Raw genomic sequence first — 20,438 nt, forward strand, 5'->3', positions numbered from 1 at the left:
AAAGCTCCGCTTCGCGTTATCGGTTGACGCGTTGATCAGACTTACTGCTTCCTTGAAAACAAAGCGTCCGTGGCTTTTTTGAAAAGGCAAAATCGAAGACGAGACGCACGACTTGTGAGTCGGAATCGACTCTCTCCCTCCGTCCGGAGTGGCGGGATTATAGAAATCGGCCTACGATGGAGCAAGGTGGGTTGGAGCGGAGTTCATCGAAGCAATTCCTTGGTATCCAAAGAGTTCGCGCAACGCCGTCACTGCTATCAATTCGCTGCATGCTTTCAGACCTGCGAATGACGGAGAATCCGTGAAGAACATCCTGTTTGTCGATTATTGGCTTCGCTACCGCTATCCGCTCCTGGCGTTAGCGTTGGTCCTGTCGTTGGGAGCCCATTTTGCCTCCCAGCAGCTCTATTTTGACCGTTCCATCGAGAATATGTTTCCTGTCGACAGCCCGCTCCTGGCGGCTTATGGAAAGCTGGAACGGACGTTTGGTGGCAATGAAATCGTGCTTGCTGTCTATGAAGACGAGGCACTTTTCGAACCCGCTGCCGAGGGAATTCGACGATTATCTTCCATTCGTAAGCGGCTAGAAGCTGTCGATGGTGTCAAGGCGGTGCTGTCAATCGACCAGCCTTTGCCCGGCGATTTAATTTTGGCTGACAACGAGCTTTCTAGGCGGACTCGTGATCTTTTTGCAGGTTACACGCACAGTGAAGACGGTCGCACCGTCTCCCTTGTTTGCATGTTGGAGCCAGAAAACGAAACCGAATTCTTACGGCGGAACACAATCGATCAACTCCGCCAAGTCATGCGATCCTTGCCCGCGCCCTTGCGAGCTGGCCAATTGACAGGAGAGCCGGTTTTACTGGTGGATGGATTTCGGTTTGTCGAAAAGGACGGTCAGCGACTCGGTCGTTGGTCAGGAGTACTGCTTGGATTAACGATTGTGATTTGCTTTCGTAGTTTGCGTTGGGTTTTGATTCCGATTGCTGTGGTCCAGTTATCGTTGACGTTCACTCAAGGCTTGTTGGCTCTCATGCAGATTCAGCTCAGCATGGTGAGTTCGATGCTTACAGCGGTTGTGATGGTAGTGGGTGTGGCCACCATGGTGCATGTGATCGTGCGTTTTCGTGAGTCACGAGATTTGGGCCTGTCAAACTATCAGAGTCTTCGCCGCACGACTTTACTGTTGGCAGTTCCTGTGACTTGGGCTTGCACTACGGACGCGGTTGGATTTCTGTCGTTGACGGTTTCGACCGTCGGGCCAGTGCAAGATTTTGGCATCATGATGGCAATTGGATCATTGATGGTTTTATTGAGTGTTTTTCTGATCTTGCCTGGGGCTGCTTTGTTGGGACGCTTTGATGCGGATCCGCGTCAGCCGTGGGGAGGAGACGGCTTATCCGCAGGGCTGCAGCAAACGTTGCAATTCGTCGCTCAACGCCCGTATCGCTGTTTAACTGGCGGAGTCGTCGTGGCGGCAATCGCGTTATGGGGCATTGGTTATCTGGATGTCGAGACCGATTTCACCCGCAACTTTCGTTCTAATAGCGAAATCGCCTCTGCCTACAATTTTGTCGAAGAGCGACTTGGCGGTGCCGGTGTGTGTGACATTGTAATTCCTGCTCCCGATCGGTTGACTTGGGATTTCTTGCAGCAAGTCAAAACGCTGGAAGCAAAATTGAGTGAAGGGTCGGGTTCTGAAGCGATCAGCAAGACTTTTAGCCTGGCAGACGCGGTATTTGAGTTGTCACCCCTTGATCTTTCGAGGCAGCCCCAAGCGTTGCGTAATGGAATGACCCAAACCGGTTTGGCTGCCATGCGAGGTTGGATGCCTGTGTTTTATGATGCGATGTATGCCCAGGATCCGGATTCCAGTCAAAAATACTTTCGCGTGATGTTGCGTGTGAAAGAGCGGCAGTCATCGGCACAAAAGCAGCAATTGATTGACCAAATCGGAGACATCAGCCATGAACAGTTTCCTGACTCGGAGGTCACCGGATACTTTGTGTTGCTCACGAATCTGATCGACAGCGTACTTCGAGATCAGTGGCGGACTTTCTTTGCGGCGGTGGTCGGGATTGGAGTGGTTATGTGCTTGGCCTTGCGTGACCTGCGTCTGGCGTTGATCGCCTTAATTCCCAATGCGTTTCCAATCTTAATGGTATTGGGCGGGATGGGGTGGGCAAGTCGTCTGTTTTGGCCAGAATTGAAAATCAATATGGGGACAGCAATGATTGCAGCCGTGTCGATGGGGCTCTCGATCGATAGTTCGATCCATTACATGTTTGCGTTCCAGCGAGCTCGTCGTGAGGGGGCGTCGGTCAAGGCGTCTTTGGAGCAGGTTCAGCAAAGTGTCGGCAAAGCGATGGTGTTGTCAACGGTTGCGCTCATCGTTGGGTTTACCGTATTGTCGACAAGTGAATTCATTCCCACGGTCTATTTCGGTGCTTTGGTGAGTTTGTCGATGTGCGGTGGATTGGCTGGAAACCTCATCGTCCTACCGGCCATGTTGGAAGTGATACCGTTGAAAGACCCATCCGTGACTCCGTCAATGGATAGCGATTGTTGAGTTGCGACCGTTAGGGTTGGCTGACCAGCTGATTTTGATCTCTTTGTCGATTTGGCCGATCAATTGCTTCTGCGGCAACTTGGAGTGAGCTGAATTCTTGGGTGGGGCAAAACGACGGCGTCTCTGGCAAAAACGCGAAAGAAAGAACGCGAGCGTGAAATGCTGGAACGCTTCGCAACGTCGCTTATTCGGTTGAGAACCGGTGCACTGTCGTCTGTTGGAATCTTTCGCCGGGCTCGAGAATGGTGGAAGGAAAGTCGGCTTGGTTGGGTGAGTTTGGATAATGTTGGGTTTCTAAACAAAAGGCTTCTTGTTGGTGAAAGCCTCCCACCTCCGCCGTGCCGTCCAGGAAATTTCCCGTGTACAATTGAATCCCCGGCTGTGTGGTGTAGATCTCCATCACGCGGCCTGATTTGGCTTCTCGGACACGAGCCGCACGTTTCAGCGTTCCGTCTTGAGAACGCAACGCGTAGCAGTGATCATATCCACCCGGATCGCCTCCCATCTGACCGATTCGGGAACCGATTTTTTCGGTTTGGGTGAAATCAAGTGGCGTACCTTGCACGGTCGCGATCTGCCCGGTGGGAATCATTGTCTGATCGATTGCCAAATATCGATCGGCTTCGACTTGCAGGTCGTGGTCCAGAATCGCACCGTTGCCTGCTCCGGCAAGATTCCAATAACAATGATTGGTGAGGTTGATGGGAGTTGCAGCATCCGTCTGGGCGCTGAAAACGATCTTGAGTTCATTGTCGGTGGTCAGCGTGTAGGTTGCCGAGACGGTCAGATTGCCCGGATAGCCCTCCTCACCGTCGGGGCTGACTCGCGTGAATCGAATACCGATCTCGTTTTCCGTGGCGATCTTCTCGCAATCCCAGATCTTGCGATCAAAGCCGATTTCGCCGCCATGTAAATGGTTGGGTGAATTGTTTGTCGCCAGCCCGTATTTTTTTCCCGCTAGCACAAAACTGCCATTTGCGATTCGATTGCAATAACGTCCGACCGTTGCACCAAAGTAGGGATGTCGCTCTAAATAGCCATCAAGCGAATCGAAGCCGAGGGTAATGTTTTCGGACTTGCCCGTGCGGTCGGGAAGCTCCAGAGAGGTCACGATCGCACCATAATCAATCAGGCTTAGAGCCAGGCCAGCATCATTTTTGCAATGAAAGCGTTGGACTTCAGTGCCGTCGGTTGTTTTGCCAAACTTGTCTTGGGTGATTTGCATGAGGGAGCTCGATCGCTTGGAATGCCTATTTTGTGGGTTTTGAGCGAAAGACACCTCAAGAAGGGGACTCCGCCTGAGGTGGGTGCGGCATGTTGCAAAGACAAAAAGAGGTAGCCGATTTTTGGCAAGCAAGCTAAACGCGTTCTTGATCCGCTAAATCGCTTGCTGGCGCGGCGCGCGATTGATTCAGCTCTTGTTTCCTGGACTGGCTGTTAGAGGAGACTTTCCATGAGTAGTCTTAGTTTTCGCAGCTCGGCCGTGTGCTCGATATCTTCAAAGGGCTTCATTTCAATGCATAAACCGCGATCATAGCGGACACGACGTAGCATATTGAGCAGTTTGCCATAGTCGATTTCACCCTGGCCGACGCGGACTTGTAATTCATCTTTGCTCGTGTCGCGCAGGTGCACATTATAGGTGTATTTGAACAATTTGTCGTAGTTGCGGGAGCCGGTGGGTTGGCAGATGTAATGGCTAGGATCGAGAGTGACGCCTAGACCTTTGACATTGTCACACAAAACGACGACCGTGTCGGGATCTTCCGAAAGCCGACCGATTTGGCTGCGGATGCTGACGACTGCACTTTCCATTGTGGCGATATCGACCAATCGGCGCAGATGTTCGACCTCTTCATTGAAGGGCGTGCCGAGTTCTGCCGAGGGGACGGTAATCGAGGCCACTTTGGTCGCTTTAGCCAAACGACAACAGGCTGCGAATTGGTCGTAATGTTCGTTGCCGCTCGAACCAATTTCGACGGTATATCCTGATATTCCCAGCCGATGGGTATCACGGCACAACCCGATCGCTTTTTCTTCGTCCTCCAAGACTTGTTGAGGCGTGAGATGTATCGAACCGTCTCGAATCACGAGCTCAAGGCTCGTAAATTCCAAGTCGGTAAGTTTCTCATAAACATCCTGCAGGGGCATATCTTGAAAACAATCCGTTGATGCCGAAACGATCACTGAGAATCTCCCTAAGCGTCACCCGTTCCCTTGTGGTATGAGACTGATCCGTAAGCTTAGCCAGAGAGTGCGATTGGAGGCAACACCAGCGACTCGGGTAAAATTCAACTGAAATGGGTGGTTTTTTTCGAAGACAGGACATTTGTTCCCATGTGTCGCCCTGCGGATCTCCGCAAGAGATCGTCTCAGACTTTCACATTGGGACCTGTGGCCTAGAATAATTCGTGGAAACTGGCCGAAAATCGAGGCCGTCCCACCGAGGTGGACTGGTGATTCGCGTTTTTTGAGGCTTTCACGAGCTGAAGCGTCTCCGCCGGGCCCATGGCACGAGCGGAAACGCAGTAGGAGTCATCGATGGAACCTAGAAATCAAGGCAATCCGGCAGATCAAGGCACCCCAGCCGCATCAAGCAGAGGTTCAAGCGGGTCAGCTAATGCTCCGATCCAGGCGGAGACACTCTCATCCAATACGAGGGAGGCAAGCGGTTCTCAGGTCGTTTACGTGCCCCAACCGGTCAGTTTCATGCGATCATGGATCGCCTGGTTGGGGTGGGTGGGCTGCTTTATTTGCTTGGCTGTAATTTTCAGCCTGTTTGCTCGATTTAGCGATTACTTTGACAACAGCGGTGGCATCGAGGAACGCTATCACTCCCATGCCAAAGCTGCCCGGGACAAAATCGCGGTGATCCAGGTAAACGGCGTGATTGCATCGGGTAATGGATTTGTGAAACGACAAATCGATCGAGTGAATTCGGACGAAAATGTGAAGGCTGTCGTGTTGCGCATCAACTCGCCTGGCGGCACAATCACTGGGTCTGACTTCATTTATCACCATCTGCGCGAAATGAAGAAGGAGCGTGACATTCCCATTGTTGTCAGCATGGGGGGGATTGCGGCGAGCGGTGGATATTATGTTGCGATGACGGTTGGCGACGACGAAAAGACGATCTACGCTGAACCTACCTCAACGACGGGTTCGATTGGCGTGATCATTCCGCACTATGACCTGAGTGGACTCCTGGAGAAATACGATGTTAAGGATGACTCAATTGTGAGCCACCCACGCAAGCAGATGTTGAGCATGACTCGGCCGATTGATCCCGAAGATCGGCGCGTTTTGGAAGCTTATTTGCAAGATGCGTTTGGTCGGTTCAAAGACGTTGTTAAATCAGGACGCCCCGCCTTGCGTGAGAACGATGCGGCGTTGAACAAACTGGCGACGGGGGAGATTTTTACGGCAACTCAGGCTCAGGCCAATGGTTTAGTCGACGAATTGGGCTTCATCGAGGATGCGATCGACCGAGCCATTGAATTGGCGGGTCTGGAGGACGAGTCGGTTCGAGTCGTTGAATACAAGTCCCCCGTGACGCTCTTGAGCGCATTTACCTCCGCCCAGGCTCAGCGAGGTGAGCTTCCGGATTTAGCTGCCTTGATGGAGCTGTCCGTGCCTCGTGCCTACTACATGGTGACCAGCTTACCACCATTGATGAGGATGAACTCGCTAAAGCTCGCCGATTGACCGGCCTGATTGGTTGTCGACGCGGATGGAAATGCGTCAATTTTCTGTTGCCGCATCCACTGAGGGCTCTTTGGCTGTCGGTGGAGCCGGTACGGGATTTTCATCTTCTGCACGTTTACCCCGTCCATCAGTTGATCGTCTTCCTCGGCCGCGTCGGTCGTTGGGACGACCTCTGCGTCCGTCCCGATCCGGTTCGCCCCGTCGTCCTTGGTCATGACGTCGCCAATCCCCTCGGCGAAATGGGGGGCCGCCCACGCCTGGAGCGTTCAGATCACGTTTCATGTGATCTCGAAAGTACATACGGCCGAGTTCACGATACATTCGATCTCGTGGCATGCGTTCCAGATCTTCCCGCTCTTGAGGGCGAAGGTCTTCGGCGAAATAACGCTGCAACTCGTTCGGATTGACGGGCGGCGGTGGCAAACGACTGGCGCAAGCCGCCTGAATCCATTGGCTGACGAGCTGTTGCTTTCGTTCATCACTCTCTTGGCCCTGAAATTCCTGCTTGGCCTCGGGAGATAGCCGCATCACCAGCTCTTCAATCTGCTCGGGTGATGGTTTTTCGAGAATCTTGGGGGTGCGGTGATAGAGCATGCGGATCAGGTGTGAGCGTCTTCGGTCAGGGTCTTTCTTGCTCAACATCATCAACATTTGCCGTTGTCGGTCGTCCAGCATCGCCTCCAGCTGATCCTGTTTACCGGCGATAAAGACATCATCGATCCAACCAAACATCTGTCGTGCGTCCTCGGGATGGATATTCCGCCTTGTGAATCGACCAAAGCGATCCTCTTCGGAACGCTGTTTGATCTCGCGGATTCGGTGCAAACGTTGGTCCACGGGCAAACTGAGTAGATCGGTGCGCTGACTGGCGGAAAGTGTCTTTAGCCATTCGGAATACTGCGTGACAACCGCTAGCAGCTGTTCAGCATTTTGATGAGTTTCGATTTCGGCGTGCAACTCGCGTATTCTTGTTTGTTCTTCGCTTGGCAAGCGATCGAACTGATCTCGTTTGCGCTTCACGTCTCGCTTTTCCGACGCTGTCATCGAATCGAGTCGTGCTTCTGCCTGATCATCCGCGGTGCACAAGTTTTGCGACGTCGCAATCAGCATCAACAGGATGAAAAATTGGGAGACGGGTTTAGCCTTGTGGTAACGCAGTTGTTGACTCTTCTTCCACGGGTTCATTAAAAAGCCCTTCTTCTTTCAACTGCTCGAGAAATCGTAGGTTATCGATGTGTTGATACACATCGACGCGCTCGATGACTGGAAGGTCTGTTTTTAATTCGCGATTAGGTGTGTCAAGCCAGTATCGATAGGCAAAGAAACCGATGGAGAGGCTTATGGTTGCCGCGGCGATCATCGCAAACCATTGTAGTTTCTGTTTTTTTGCTTCACTGCTGGAATCGTCTTGCAGGTCGTGATCAAGCTGTATCGCAACCATCTCGACGGTGGTTTGGGTGAACGATTCATCGATGGTTGGTTGGGGCAGATCACCGAGCAGATCCCATGAACGTTGCAATTCATTCAGGCTTTGTCGAAATGCTGAATCGTTCGCTAAACGCTCTTCGACCGATTGAGCCGTAGAAGCGTCAACTTCTCCGTCAAGATACGCGACCAATTGTTCCTGGTCGGGATCGGATGTGAGCGAATTGTCGTTAGGATCGGCCATGCCGAGTCACTCCGGAAAAATACTATTTTGACTCATCTGAGTCAGATGCGAATTCGTCGAGTCCTTCGCCTTGCTCGATGTAAGGCTGCAATACGATTTTCAGGTTGGTTCGTGCGCGAGTCAGCAAAGACTTAATCGCGGATGTTGAAAGATCCATGGTAGTGGCAATGTCGGCATAGCTCATTCCCTCGAATTTACTCAGCAAAACGGCCATTCGTTGTCGTTCGTTGAGTGTTTCCATCGCAAGGCGTACCATTTCCGCCCGTTCGACGCGATCGAGTTGGCGAGTGGGCATTAAGCCGCTGGCTGCCTGAGCCATCTGTTCGAGGGGATTGGCATTCGTGGCTCCGCTCGCGCTATTGTTGGCGGCATGCACCTCTTTCCTGCGGGATCGTGAGCGGTGTGAGTTTTTGGCGACGTTGTTTGCAATCGTAAATAACCAAGTCGAAAACTTTGCTTCTGCAACGTAAGTCTGCCTCGCTCGAAACACCCGCAGAAAAACTTCCTGGGCCAGATCTTCGGCAAGTTCTCGTTTGCCTACTAAGTTTTCGAGTACGGTGAGCAGTCTCCCCTGATAGCGACGTACGAGTTCTTCGAAGGCATCTGCCTCACCCTCCCGAACGCGCAGCATGAGCCGCGCGTCTGGATCGATGGTTTCATAGGATAATGCAACGTTTTTCGTGTCAGCCAAAAGGTTAACCTTTCACGGTTTCGCGGGGGCACGGACGAGCGGAACCGGTATCTTCTTCTTCACTACACGTTCTCGATTTTCTATGTCGACTTAGTCTTTAACCCCCAAATCGTGATCGGGTTTTGCAAACGATTAGGATTGGATCTAGTTTGCTGCGCAAGTCTATTCATTCTTGTGACTTAGAGCTTTGTTGATCAGGATTGCTGAATGGTCGGTCAAGGTTCACCACAGGCGAATTCAGTCCTGGAGCCTGATCGCTGGAGTCCATTTCAGTCGTACGTCGTAACTGTCCGCAGGCTGCGTTGATTTTATCTCCCTTGCGTTGGCGGACTTGAACTTGGATGCCCTGTGACGTTAAGGCTTTGCAAAACTGTTGAACGGCATGGGGTGTAGGGGTTCGATAGGGTAAGTCGTCGACCGTGTTGTAGGGGATTATGTTGAGCAGCGCATTTCGTCCTTGGAGCAAGCGAGCCAGTTGTTGGGCCTGTTCGACGCGATCGTTTTCCTCCGCCAGTAAGACGTATTCGAAGGTGAGTCGCCGGCCCGAAACCTCAAAATATCGGTCGGAGGCTTCCATGATTGATTGGAGTCCAATTTGATGATTTACCGGAACCAGTCGGTTGCGAAGGGGGTCGGTGGGGGCGTGCAAGGAGACGGCCAGATGATAGGGGATCGCGAGCCGGGAGAGCCGATCAATTGATTTTGGCAGGCCAACGGTTGAAATCGTGATGCGTCGCGCGCTGATGCCGAGCCCCCGGTCTGCATGTGCCCAATCCAGTGCGGGTAAGAGATAATCTAGATTCGCCAGTGGCTCGCCCATGCCCATTACCACGATGTGACTCAGACGCTCCTCGAGTGGCAGTAGACGCTGGAGACGAAGCATCTGCTCAATGATTTCGTCAGTCGTCAAGTTGCGCTTGATACCGTCGAGACCACTCGCGCAAAACACGCAGCCCATGGCACAGCCAACTTGAGTGCTGATACAGATTGTTCGTCGCTGACCTTCCCGCAACAAAACGCATTCGATTTGGCTGGTGTCCCGGAACTGCAGCAATAGCTTTTCAGTTCCGTCGGCTGCCTTCGTGTGTCGAGTGACCTGCGTCGACCAAAGCCTGAAATCTCGGGAGAGCGCATCTCGGAGCGATTGGGGAAGATTCGTCATGTCTGCAAAACTGCCGGCGCGGCCTGCAAACATCCAGTTGACGATTTGGCGGTAACGGAAAGCAGGCTGATTCTGCTCTTTCAGCCAAGTTTCCAACTCGCCGGTGAGGGATGACGTGATGCTGTTCATTGCCTTATTCTAACCCAGGTGATCCATTTCAGTCACTCGGCGGCCGCAGGATTCCTGGGACGAATTCTGCGGTGGCAGTCGCCATCATTGCGTTGTGAGGAATTCGTGCCGCCGGATGGCGTATAATGCGGAAAACGAGAGCTAGATCGGGTCCAATGGGCAATTTGATGCTTCGATTCTAATACTGTGGAGATACGATGCCAGCGCGAACCGCGAAACGAAAAGCGATCCCAGCTCAAGATTTTGATCTTGAATTGTTGATGGAGTTGATGGCGATCCCGGGGAAGAGTGGGGAGGAAGCGGAAGTTGCCCGATACCTCACGGAGCGATTGGTTGAGGCGGGTGCCAAGTCGAGTTGGATTCGTCATGATCAGGCCCATCGCGCGACGCCCATCGATGGCGGTACGGGAAATCTCGTGCTCAAATTACCTGGAAATCGACGCCCTCGAAGAATGCTGGTCTCCCATCTGGATACGGTGCCTATTTGTGTAGGGGCCAAGCCTGTTCGGCGCGGCAACCGTATTCGATCTGCAGACCCGAAAACCGGTTTGGGTGCCGATAATCGGGCCGGCTGTGCCGTCACTCTGCTAACCGCCTTGAAGTTAATCCGCGATCCTCGCCCTCACCCACCGTTGACGTTTCTGTGGACGGTGCAGGAGGAAATTGGCTTACATGGCGCTCGGCAAGCTAATTTGAAGCTGCTCGGGAATCCGCAATTGGCTTTCAACTGGGACGGAGGCTTAGCCGCCAAGCTCACCATCGGTGCGACGGGCGGTTATCGAATGGAGATTCTGGTCCGCGGAATCGCCAGTCATGCCGGCGGAGCTCCCGAGCAAGGAGTAAGTGCGATTGCCATTGCGTCCTTGGCAATTGCTGATCTGCATCAACAAGGCTGGCATGGGTTGATCGAGAAGTCCGGAAAGGTTGGAACGAGCAACGTTGGAGTTGTTCGTGGCGGAGCAGCAACAAACGTGGTGACGGATGAACTCTTTGTACGTGCGGAGGCTCGTAGTCACGATGCTCGTTTTCGTGAACGTATCGTGCGGCAGATCGAGAAAGCATTTCAACGCGCTGTTAAGCAAGTTCGGAATGCGTCAGGGAAAACTGGCCGTGTCGAGTTCGACGGTCGTCTGGATTACGATTCCTTCTGTTTGGACACGAAAGAACCTTGTGTGATTGCTGCCCAAGCCGCCGTCGAAAGCTTGGGTGAAACGGCTGAACTCGCAATTGCGAATGGTGGCCTCGACGCGAATTGGTTGAGTGCTCGTGGCATTCCGACGGTCAGCCTGGGGTGCGGTCAGTTAAATCAGCACATGGTTTCCGAAGCGTTGGACGTGCGGCAATTTCGCCGGGCGTGCAAGATTGCTGAAGCTCTCGCTCTGGGGGATTAAGACTGATGGATTTGGACGATGACCTCTGCTTATGCTTCCACGTCAAAAAACGCAAGGTACTGAATTACATTCGGATCGAGCGGCCACGCCGTGTCGCTCAGCTAAGCGACTGCTACGGTGCTGGGACCGGTTGTGGTTGGTGCCGCCCCTTTTTATGCCAACTCTTCGAAGCTGCCAAAGGGCAAGATGGGGCTGAGGATCCATTGCCTGCGGCTGAGGAGTATGCTCAAAATCGGGCCCAATATGTTCGCGACGGGAAGGGGACACCGCCGGCAACCGCGGATCCGATCCCAGACTTGCCTAACCCGAACGATTGATTTGATTGGACGGTTCGGGCCCCTTCTACGGCTTGTCGTGACGGATCAAGGCTGGCACCTGGTAGCGATCGTGAGCGAATTTCGCTAACATGAAAGGCCACGTCGAGCATTTGGCGAGTGGTTTATGGTTATCGGCAGCCCCTCAGAATGGACGGAAAATGGCACGCAAAGTTGTAAGTAGAAAAGAGTTGCGAGCTGAAGCGGAGGCGGCAGAAAAGGCCGGCGCAACGAAAAAGAAGGCCGTGAAAAAGAAGGCCGCCAAACGTGCGTCTCGGGCCAAAGCGGTCGCCGATGTGAGGATGAAGCTCTTTTGGGGCGTCTTTAATCAGTCACTCAAACGCGTCGCTCTCTACGATTTCACCCAGAAGAAACAGGCGGAGAAGAAGGCGACCGATCTGTCAAAGTCGGGTAAATCACCCCACTTCGTCCAAAAGGTGAAAGAGGTTATCGAAGAATAGACGGCTCTCGGTTCAGTCGCCTGCACTGGTGTTCTTGCTGGCGGAAACCGATCTGGCCGCCCCACTTTTGGCCAGAATCTTACCCGTTTAACTCAGCCACTCAGCCACTCAGCCAATTTGTCAACCGTTGAGCTCTCATTCAGGGCCAACTTGCCAAAGCCGGCGACAGCTCCCGCATTGATCGCCGTTTGCTGATGATCTTCGAAATTGGTGACTAACATCGTTGGTACCGAGGCGAGCTCAGAATCAGCCTTGATTGCTGCTAAGACGACGAGTCCCTCGCTGTTATCCCGATCGAGTCTGCGGTTAATTAAGATTAGATCAAAACAACCTTGCCGGAGAGTCTGCAGCGCATCGTCCAGACCATGAGCCTGAACGACTTCCGCGTCAAAGTGGCTCACGATCAAAGTTCGGATCGCTTCGTGGTCTGGGACACAGTTGCCCACATCTAAGACTTTTTTTGCCATCGGTACGAAGCTTAGTTCGAAGCCTCTTCATCTTTCTTGGATGGCTCGATCGCGAACAGGTGAGTCTTGTTGGCGATGAACAGCACGTTGTTGGCGACGATTGGGGTGCTATAGACGGAATTACCCATATTGATTTCGGCGATCGGCTCATGGGGCTCAGAAGTCAGGTCAAAGATGCACACATCGCCATCTTCGTCGCCAATGTAAACGTGATCTTCGACGATAAGCGGGGAGCCCCAGGCAGCGGCCAACATATCGTAGGTCCAGTGGATTTTCCCCGTTTTTGCGTCCAGACAGTGAAAGAGCCCACTGAAATCTGCGATATAGAGCAGGTTGTCTTTGATGGCAACTGTTCCGCAACTACGGTGCATTGTTTCTTCGAATTCGATCTCGCCATCGCCGTTTTGGTCGAATCGGTCGTAGTGCCAAATCACGGCAGAATTTGGGTTGTCCACGACCACGTCGCCTTCTTCTTCGATCACGGCTTGAATACGTCGATGTTCGATCGACTTGCTGCGGTCGGCCACATTCACGGCAAGTTCAGGACTGACATCACCTCGCTTGGTGGGATCAATGCACCAGAGATGGCCAATTCCTTCTCCATGTTCAGGGTCTTGTCCAACGGCAACATAGACGCGACCGTCGTAGATCACCGGTGTGGCAATAATGTTGTTGCGTGTGCCACGACCTCCCAAGATCCATTTGGAATCCTTGGGATTGGCATCGAATTTCCACAGCAGTTCTCCCTTGCCATCTTTCCCTTTGCTTACTTTGAAACTGTACACCCAGCCGTCGCCACCAGCAAAGATGACCTGCGGGACACCACCCAATTCCCCAACCGCAGGTGAAGACCATTGTCCGTGCAGGATGTTTTCGCCGGGCGAGTTGTCGGTCCAATAGACTTCCCCCGTATTCTTGTTCATGCAGATAAAGCTGGGTGCTTCAGGTGCGGGCAAGTTGATATGGGACTCGTCGAGTCCATTGGAAGTGTTGACTAAGAGGTAGTCGCCCCAGCTTGTTACTGAGCAGCTGCACATGTTGTGTTGCGAGACACCCAGATCCTTCATCATATTGAATGACCAAATGATGTCAGCGTCTTCTTTGCTAGTCGCCGATTCTTCCTTGAATGGGCCATCGTTTTCATCGTCGTAGAATCCTTCGGTGTCGAGGCAAAGTACTTCGCCGCGACTGGTAACAAACCAAAGTCGTTTCCCTTCGACGAGTGGTGCGCAGCAAATTCCCTGCAGCGGCCAGTCATGCACGCGCCCGGTGGGCAGCTTTTCACTGGAGTGTTGCCAAAGAAATTTACCGTCCTTTTCATTGAAGCAGAGTAAGCAACCTAAATCGACTTTGGCCGGATAGCGATCCACATAACCGGCTCCATTGTTGGTCCCCACGTAAACTTGACCGCCGGCCACGACTGGATTGCCGTAGGTTTGGCTTCCAACTCGGGCTACCCACTTGATGTTTTCGGCTTTGTCGTTGATCCATTCGCCGGAACGGCGGTCGAATCGGCCGCAATCCCAGTCGATGCAAATGTTTTCACCGGCGGGCGCATTGTTCCGATAGGAGTTTCCACCCCATTGGCTCCAGTCGCCGTTTTGGATTTCGTCGCGCAGGCGTGTTGCGGCTGCTACAGCTTGAGTTTCGGTCACTGACCCATTGCGATCGTTCGCGGTAACGGTCAAAAAAGGTCGTTCACTGGGAATCAAGTTGACGGTCAGAGATCCGAGCATAAACGCAGCGACTAGTGCCGAGACGGTACGACGTGCTCGCAGATTACGTCGACGTGAAGTCATAGTATTTCCTAACCTCTTTATTGGTTTCGATCAGATCGCTCAGTTTGCGGTTACGATAATGTCATCGAGGAAAATCTCAGCATCCTTGGCATTTCCGAATAGGCCGGGACTTCCAGATCGATTGGGCGAATCATCGGTCGCCTGAATCGTCCAGTCTGTCGGTTCCGCTTCATCTTTGGGCCAAACTTTGCCTCGCAACACGGCTTTGCCGTTTTCGACTGCCGCTCGAAACTTCATCGTGTACCAACGATCAGCTTCCCAGGGAAAGTCAATCGTCTGTGCCATTCGCAGTTGGGGAACCCAAGAACGAATCTGAAGTTTCTGGCTCGCCCCTTGCAGGTCGATGGCATAGCCTTGTGCAAGTAAGCCAATGTCTGGCAGCTTATTGTCTTTCGTCGCGGCTCGGATGTTGGCTTGGATTGTGTAGTTGCTCAGATCCGATTGACCAAACCAACAACGGCTGCGCGTTCCTTTGGGAATTGTCTTGATTTTCGTCATGACTCCCTCGCCACTGAAGGCTCGCGACCCTTTTTCGACCATCAGTTGAACGCCCACATTTGGCAAGTTTTCCCAGCCGATACCCTTCAGCACATTTTTGTCAATCAGGCGCGTGAGTACGGGATCTAATTGAGTTTGCGCTTGTTCCAATGTGGTTGCATCGGTACCGAGAAATCTTTGGAGAGCGGACCATTTTTGCTGAGGCGTACTGTTGTCGTAAACCAGTTTGGTTTTTCCCGTGTTGGTGAAGGCACTACTCAAATACAAGTACAGCTGTGCGGCCATCGGATCTTGCTGATTCAGTTCACCGAACAATTTGTCATCGAGCGGGACGTGGCGGTAACGAGCACCCACCCAACTAATGGGGATTTCTCCATTTGAAAAGCTAAAGTTCCAGGGGAGATCTGGCACAATCCGGATGCGAGCGGTGCCCTTGAGTGAACCGACTTTTGCGGTGATGACGGTCGCCTGATGAGATGCGTTCTTGGCCGCCGTAAAGAGGCGGAAGGCAATGTTCTTGCCATCCGGCGAGATTTGTCCAGGTCCCTCGAGGCTGAACTCGGCGGTCGACGTTGATGTACCCAGTAGTTGTCCGCGCGAATTAAAAAGGCGGACTTGAAACGCTTGCACTTGGCCAGGTTTCATTAACACTTCGGCCGGCACCAGTTGTAGGTGAGTTGGCTGGGGGTCCTGAGCCACATCGGGTTCGAGCTTTGGCTTGGGCTGCTCGAGTGCTTGAGAATGCTTTTCTGGATCCTGCAGGCAGTAGAGGGCACCCGTCGATTGGACGTAGATCCGTCCGTGTGAGCAGATTGGCGATGCATGGCATTCTTCGCCGGACGGAAGTCGGCCTTTGTTGACGACGCGGGCTCCGTTTTTCTCGTCCGGTTTATAAATGCCCCAACGACCATTGGCTGAAAACGCATAAACTTTGCCATCCGCTTGTAATGGACTGGATCGCATCATGCGTCCCAAGGCGATTCGTCGGCCGACAGGATCACCCGTTTTTGCGTCAAAAACTTGTAATTTAGCTCGGTCATCAAACACCCAAATGTTGTCATCGACAAAGAGCGGCTGCGTGCGACCCGCCATCACCTCGTCGACTCGCCAGTTTTCGCCCGTCGATGTCAGGTCGACGACCGAATCAGCGTCGTTGGCTTTGCTCGTGTCGATGGAGACGACCGCGCCCATGCTCGTCCCAACTGTGTTTTCTTCGCTGTGTCCCGCGTAGACCGTTTCATCCACGACCAACGGGGATGCGTTTACACCTCGCCGTGAAAGTTGATACTTCCAAATCGGTTGACCCGTTCGAGGTTGCATCGCCCAGATGCCCCCATCTCCGGAGCCAAACACGAGCGATTTTTGGTTTCCGAGAACCGTGAGCGTCGGTCCGCTGTAGGTGGTGTCATAAGGCAGCAGACGCGTGCCTGAGAACCACACAACGTCGCCGGTTCGCTTGTCAAAACCGATAAATCGGTGGGCTGGTTTTGCCATGTCGCCCCATCCAATGACGATCGCGCTGGTGATGACCAAGTCGTCGCAAATGACGGGGAAGTTCGTGCGGCCTCCATAGGTGCTTAACAAGCCAAATCGTTCATGCAGGGGGATCATCCACTTGGTCTTGCCGGTTCTTGCGTCGATGCACTGAAAGTGGCCGCAGACGCCCTGAGCGTAAATGTTGCCAGTCTCCGGGTCACCCACGCAAGACGACCATCCTACACGTGTGTCAGGGACATCCGAAAGATACACATTGAAGCGGTTTTCCCAGAGTGTCTCGCCGGTCTTGGCATCAACGCAGACGACCTTTTCCCCTTCTTGCTCGGTGCCGGGCTCAGCTCGGACAATTGTGTACAGCTTGCCATCCATGACGATAGGTGTGCTGCGTCCGCCGAGGTCTGCGCGTTTCCAAGCGACATTACTGCCTTCTCCACCACGCGCATCAAAGTCGTCGATCAATTCTGTTTCAAGCGAAACGCCGTTATAGTTCGGGCCTCGCCAGACGGTCCAATCAAGCGGATCCGTCTTGATGGACGCGTCGTCGGTTTGAGTGGCAACCGTTCTTGTCTCGGTGGGAATGATTGCTCCGCTGGTAGTAGCGTTGCTATCCGGAGAACGACTCGCAGGCACGCAGCCAGCAGAGATCGCCAAGCCGAATGCGAAGATTAGCAACTTCCAATTCTGAGGACGCGCGACCGCGTTCGTCTGTTTAGTCTTGGCAGGCATCATCAAACCACTCATCCTCCGGATCAAACTTGGGTAGTACAAGGATCAGAACTTTCATCTTCCCGATCGCACGGTGACGGACTCCAGGTCGGATGAGCACACATGTCCCCGGCTCCAATTCAACTTCCTCGCCATCAAGTTGCATCCGAGCATCTGCGTCACACTCCAAAATGAAATAGGTTTCTGTGAGTTGCTTGTGGTAATGCAGCTTCGCATTCGTCGAAATCTCCGTGACATGCACCGTGCCGGGAAAGTCGGCGGTCTCTGCAAAAGCCCGCCGTGCCATACCGCAGGGGCAGGCTACTGGCGTTACTTCGGCAAAGTTGACCAACTCGTACCCTGGGCCAAGCGACCCGGCTGAGGTAGATGATGATGGCATGGAGGGTGGGAATATTCCGAGTAAGGTAGGCGAGATGCGCATAATGCAAACAACTCCTGCAATTTACCAAACCTTGATCGAACAGGCTACAACGTCGGTCCCATTGGGGGGTGGTGACGGTGTGAGCCGCTCTCTTGTGCTTTCGCTAAATCTACGCCGCTCTCCTCCCACTGGGACCGGAAGTACGGTGGATTTGAGCCGCAAATCTTGGGTGGGCTGCTGAATGAGTCTATGGGAAGGGTCGAACCCGTTATTCGAGTCGCTGATCGCTTCTTTGCCGGACTGATAAAGTGACGACCGGACCCGAAAATACCCTTGTGGAGTGTATTGTATATAGCCCGTTGGGGGGTATGTGGCGGCGGTCGGTGGATCGCTTGTGGGCTGCCAGCATGATTGCTGCTGCGCGGCCGGGTCAGGCGATCGGCTTCTGAAAGTGTCAAAGATCGCTCTGTGACTTGGAGTTTGGGGGTTTGTAACGGGCGTGACCTGTCAAAACCGTTAGACGTTTACCAGCTTGTGGTGTCGACAGAGTTTACGTAACAGTATTGTTAAACCAATTGGCTGGATTTGGTTCGCTGATCTCAAGCCATTTAAACGGTGGGGCCGATACCGTTCTTGTCGCAGAAAAAAACGATGTGCCTCCGTGGCACAGCGCCGCATCGGTTTATTGGTTTGGTCCAAACGGGTCAAGGAGTGACTCGGCCAGAGCTGGTGTGACCGTTGATCTGAATTGCGGGTTTCGACCCACCCTCCGCGACAGACCTACCTACAACATCACTTCCTTTGCGTGATTCCGAATGACGTCAGTCGTTCGCCTTCCGACGCTCCATAATGGACAGTGGTTTTGCTTGATGGCTGTCAAGGATGGACCCCAAACTTGCAATTCTTATTCGAAGGAGACCTCGGTCGATGAAGTGGAATATTTATCTCGGTACCCTCGTGCTGGCTTTGGGACTTTGTACTCAGAGCTTCGGCTTCGAGCTGCTCGACCGAATGCTAGGCACGAGCAGCGGATGTTGTGGTAGCAGTAGCGGATGTTGCGAAGCTACTTGTGGTGCAGATGCCGGATGTTGCGACGATGGTTGCGACACTGGTTGTGATTCAGGATGCGACAACGGATGCGATTCCGGTTGTTGCGATTCCGAGCCGAGCTGTGGTTGCGAAACTGCCTGCGGCTGCTCGAAAAAGCGTTGTGGTGGTTTGTTGGATCACTTGTTCGCCTGCAAGAAGAAGAGCTGCTGCTCGTCGTCTTGCGGTTGTGACAGCGGTTGCGAAGCTTCCTGTGGAGCAGACAATGGTTGCTGTGACAACGGTTGTGATTCGGACTGCTGTGATTCGGACTGCTGTGATTCGGACGTGAGCTGTGGATGCGAACCTAGTTGTGGTTGTGCAGCTCCCTTGAAGTCTTGCGGTGGTTTGCTCGACCGTCTGTTCCACCATCGCTCAGCCCGTGGCTGTTGCGACAGTGGTTGCGACAGCGGTTGCGATGCTTCCTGTGGATGTGAGCCCGCCTGTGGCGCACCGGTCATGAGCCCCGCTCCGGTTGTTCAGCCTGCACCTGCAGCTGAAGAATCCGCGGCCGCTACCGTTGATCCCTCCGCAAAGCGAAAGCCTCAAGTGCCGGTTCGTCGTGCAAGCCACGTCATTCGATTCGGTCGCTAAGATGCAATCGCAAGGGCCTACGTAAGGCTCCCATGGATTATTAAAAGGTCGCTTCCAAACGGGAGCGGCCTTTTTTTGTTGGTTTTTTTGAACGATCTGGCTGGGGTGCGAAAGTCTGGGAGCCAAATCGCCATGAAGCCATTAATTTGATTTCGACTTGGCATTCAGCAATCCGATCGTATAACCCAACAGGTCGTCTCGTTCCCGACAAGCTTGCCGGAGATGATCGTAATTTTGACAGGCTTCGGAGAGGTCGAGTAGGCTGGGTGCCAATCCGGTCGTTTGAACGCTTTCGGGTAGCAGTCGCACGGTTTCTTCGATCGCAGTTGGCCATTTTTCTAACCTTGCCAGCAAGTCCAAGTAGACTTCGATGGCCACCGTACTTTCTTGATAAGCATCCGATTTTTCGGCCTGTTGGCGAAAGTAGAGGATGGCTTCTTCGATTTCTTGGCCCAAGAGAGCGTCAAAGTACCTTTGGTGTGCCGGGTAGAATTCGGCGAAGGGGGCTTCGGACGCATATTGCAGTTGTTGATCGAGTTGATTTCCGTAGGTGGTCAACTCGCGTGCCATCCATAGCAGGCGATGTTCGTCCAGGTCGCGAGCAAAACGCACGACGGACGAAAGGTGGGTTGTGTCGACGTGGTAGCCACCGTCCGCAAACAGCCAAGACCGGTCGGCAATCAATTCGCCGAGTGTTCCCTGCGGTGGAGTCTGCTTTTCTTCACGTTCGATATGTCCTCGCACATTTTCAACTAATTCATTGTATACGTGGCTGACCAACAAACTGGCTCCAGTTTTTCGTTGGTCACGGGGCTGGCCATACATCGAAGATTCGAAGGTTGTAATCGAATTGCACGTACCATAGTGGTCCAGCATCAGTTGAAAGCCGCGCGGCAAATCGAGCCCTTCGTGAAGGCAAAGCTCAATAAACTCATCGATGTTCTCAGCATGTGGTTCAAGCTTGGCAAGTTCATCCAGCACAATCTGAGATTCACCAACGGGCCGGAGGTACATCCATCCTTCGCGAAGCTTACCCTCTTGTAACAGTAAGACTCCCACCTGTCGGCACGCATCGATGAGGCCGTCTTCGAGTCCTTGCCGAGTGGTTTCTTCAAGCTCTTCACCCGAATCGTTGTATCGCAACGGCAAGCCAAGCTGATGCCGTAGTTTCATTTTCAACGCTTCGAACAACTCATGATATTTGCTCTGTTCTTGTAACGTCTCGACGAGTCGGTCAAGTGCTGCGGAGGAACCAGACTCGGCAAAGACCTGTTCTAGATGGCTAAACGCCGCTTCGTTATCGGGCATGGAAGTTGATG

Annotated in this window: 17 protein-coding genes; 6 read left to right on the forward strand and 11 right to left on the reverse strand. The window is 53.1% G+C overall.

Annotation, left to right across the window (positions count from 1 at the left end; translation table 11 throughout):
• Positions 1–301 precede the first annotated feature (301 nt).
• Complete coding sequence (locus P8N76_14360) at positions 302–2,569, forward strand: MMPL family transporter (protein ID MDG2382848.1); 2,268 nt, start codon at positions 302–304, stop codon at positions 2,567–2,569.
• 184 nt (positions 2,570–2,753) lie between these two features.
• On the opposite strand, the gene P8N76_14365 is transcribed toward P8N76_14360, so the two are convergent.
• On the reverse strand, positions 2,754–3,794 hold the full coding sequence (locus tag P8N76_14365) for a galactose mutarotase (GenBank protein ID MDG2382849.1): 1,041 nt from the start codon (positions 3,792–3,794) through the stop codon (positions 2,754–2,756).
• A gap of 212 nt (positions 3,795–4,006) precedes the next feature.
• Positions 4,007–4,756, reverse strand: a complete 750-nt coding sequence (locus P8N76_14370; protein ID MDG2382850.1) for a TIM barrel protein — start codon at positions 4,754–4,756, stop codon at positions 4,007–4,009.
• A 354-nt stretch (positions 4,757–5,110) separates the two neighbouring features.
• Between P8N76_14370 and sppA the strand changes: the two genes are divergently transcribed.
• Positions 5,111–6,274: a signal peptide peptidase SppA gene (gene sppA, locus P8N76_14375; GenBank protein MDG2382851.1), complete on the forward strand. Its 1,164-nt coding sequence runs from the start codon at positions 5,111–5,113 to the stop codon at positions 6,272–6,274.
• A gap of 36 nt (positions 6,275–6,310) precedes the next feature.
• Here the strand turns inward: sppA and P8N76_14380 are convergent, their stop codons facing one another.
• The 4 genes from P8N76_14380 to rlmN form a co-directional block, all read right to left on the reverse strand.
• Positions 6,311–7,459 carry a hypothetical protein gene (locus P8N76_14380; protein ID MDG2382852.1) on the reverse strand — a complete coding sequence of 383 codons (1,149 nt, stop codon included), beginning with the start codon at positions 7,457–7,459 and terminating at the stop codon, positions 6,311–6,313.
• Positions 7,413–7,943, reverse strand: a complete 531-nt coding sequence (locus P8N76_14385) for a hypothetical protein (protein MDG2382853.1) — start codon at positions 7,941–7,943, stop codon at positions 7,413–7,415. Before P8N76_14385 ends, P8N76_14380 begins: the two co-directional genes overlap by 47 nt.
• A gap of 22 nt (positions 7,944–7,965) precedes the next feature.
• On the reverse strand, positions 7,966–8,634 hold the full coding sequence (locus P8N76_14390) for a sigma-70 family RNA polymerase sigma factor (GenBank protein MDG2382854.1): 669 nt from the start codon (positions 8,632–8,634) through the stop codon (positions 7,966–7,968).
• 166 nt (positions 8,635–8,800) lie between these two features.
• Positions 8,801–9,925, reverse strand: a complete 1,125-nt coding sequence (gene rlmN, locus P8N76_14395) for a 23S rRNA (adenine(2503)-C(2))-methyltransferase RlmN (GenBank protein ID MDG2382855.1) — start codon at positions 9,923–9,925, stop codon at positions 8,801–8,803.
• Positions 9,926–10,122: 197 nt separating this feature from the next.
• Between rlmN and P8N76_14400 the strand changes: the two genes are divergently transcribed.
• The 3 genes from P8N76_14400 (at position 10,123) to P8N76_14410 (ending at position 12,091) form a co-directional block, all read left to right on the forward strand.
• A complete protein-coding gene (locus P8N76_14400; GenBank protein ID MDG2382856.1) occupies positions 10,123–11,316 on the forward strand; it encodes a M20/M25/M40 family metallo-hydrolase in 1,194 nt (397 codons plus the stop codon).
• Positions 11,317–11,321: 5 nt separating this feature from the next.
• The gene (locus P8N76_14405; GenBank protein MDG2382857.1) at positions 11,322–11,633 is read left to right on the forward strand and encodes a (2Fe-2S)-binding protein; all 312 of its coding nucleotides are present in this window, start codon (positions 11,322–11,324) and stop codon (positions 11,631–11,633) included.
• 89 nt (positions 11,634–11,722) lie between these two features.
• Positions 11,723–12,091, forward strand: a complete 369-nt coding sequence (locus tag P8N76_14410) for a hypothetical protein (protein MDG2382858.1) — start codon at positions 11,723–11,725, stop codon at positions 12,089–12,091.
• A 92-nt stretch (positions 12,092–12,183) separates the two neighbouring features.
• Here P8N76_14410 and P8N76_14415 read toward each other — a convergent pair whose 3' ends face one another.
• The 4 genes from P8N76_14415 to P8N76_14430 are packed head-to-tail and all read right to left on the reverse strand — an operon-like array spanning position 12,184 to position 17,457.
• Positions 12,184–12,558 carry a response regulator gene (locus tag P8N76_14415; GenBank protein ID MDG2382859.1) on the reverse strand — a complete coding sequence of 125 codons (375 nt, stop codon included), beginning with the start codon at positions 12,556–12,558 and terminating at the stop codon, positions 12,184–12,186.
• Between the two features lie 11 nt (positions 12,559–12,569).
• On the reverse strand, positions 12,570–14,357 hold the full coding sequence (locus P8N76_14420; protein MDG2382860.1) for a PQQ-binding-like beta-propeller repeat protein: 1,788 nt from the start codon (positions 14,355–14,357) through the stop codon (positions 12,570–12,572).
• A 39-nt stretch (positions 14,358–14,396) separates the two neighbouring features.
• Complete coding sequence (locus P8N76_14425) at positions 14,397–17,081, reverse strand: PQQ-binding-like beta-propeller repeat protein (GenBank protein MDG2382861.1); 2,685 nt, start codon at positions 17,079–17,081, stop codon at positions 14,397–14,399.
• A complete protein-coding gene (locus P8N76_14430; GenBank protein MDG2382862.1) occupies positions 17,062–17,457 on the reverse strand; it encodes a cupin domain-containing protein in 396 nt (131 codons plus the stop codon). Before P8N76_14430 ends, P8N76_14425 begins: the two co-directional genes overlap by 20 nt.
• 1,018 nt (positions 17,458–18,475) lie before the next feature.
• On the opposite strand from P8N76_14430, the gene P8N76_14435 reads away from it, so the two are divergent.
• The gene (locus P8N76_14435) at positions 18,476–18,817 is read left to right on the forward strand and encodes a hypothetical protein (GenBank protein ID MDG2382863.1); all 342 of its coding nucleotides are present in this window, start codon (positions 18,476–18,478) and stop codon (positions 18,815–18,817) included.
• 443 nt (positions 18,818–19,260) lie between these two features.
• Here P8N76_14435 and P8N76_14440 read toward each other — a convergent pair whose 3' ends face one another.
• Entirely contained in the window at positions 19,261–20,427 is a 1,167-nt protein-coding gene (locus P8N76_14440) for a hypothetical protein (protein ID MDG2382864.1), read from the reverse strand.
• Positions 20,428–20,438 lie beyond the last annotated feature (11 nt).

The sequence above is a fragment of the Pirellulaceae bacterium genome (assembly GCA_029243025.1).
Lineage (GTDB): Bacteria > Planctomycetota > Planctomycetia > Pirellulales > Pirellulaceae.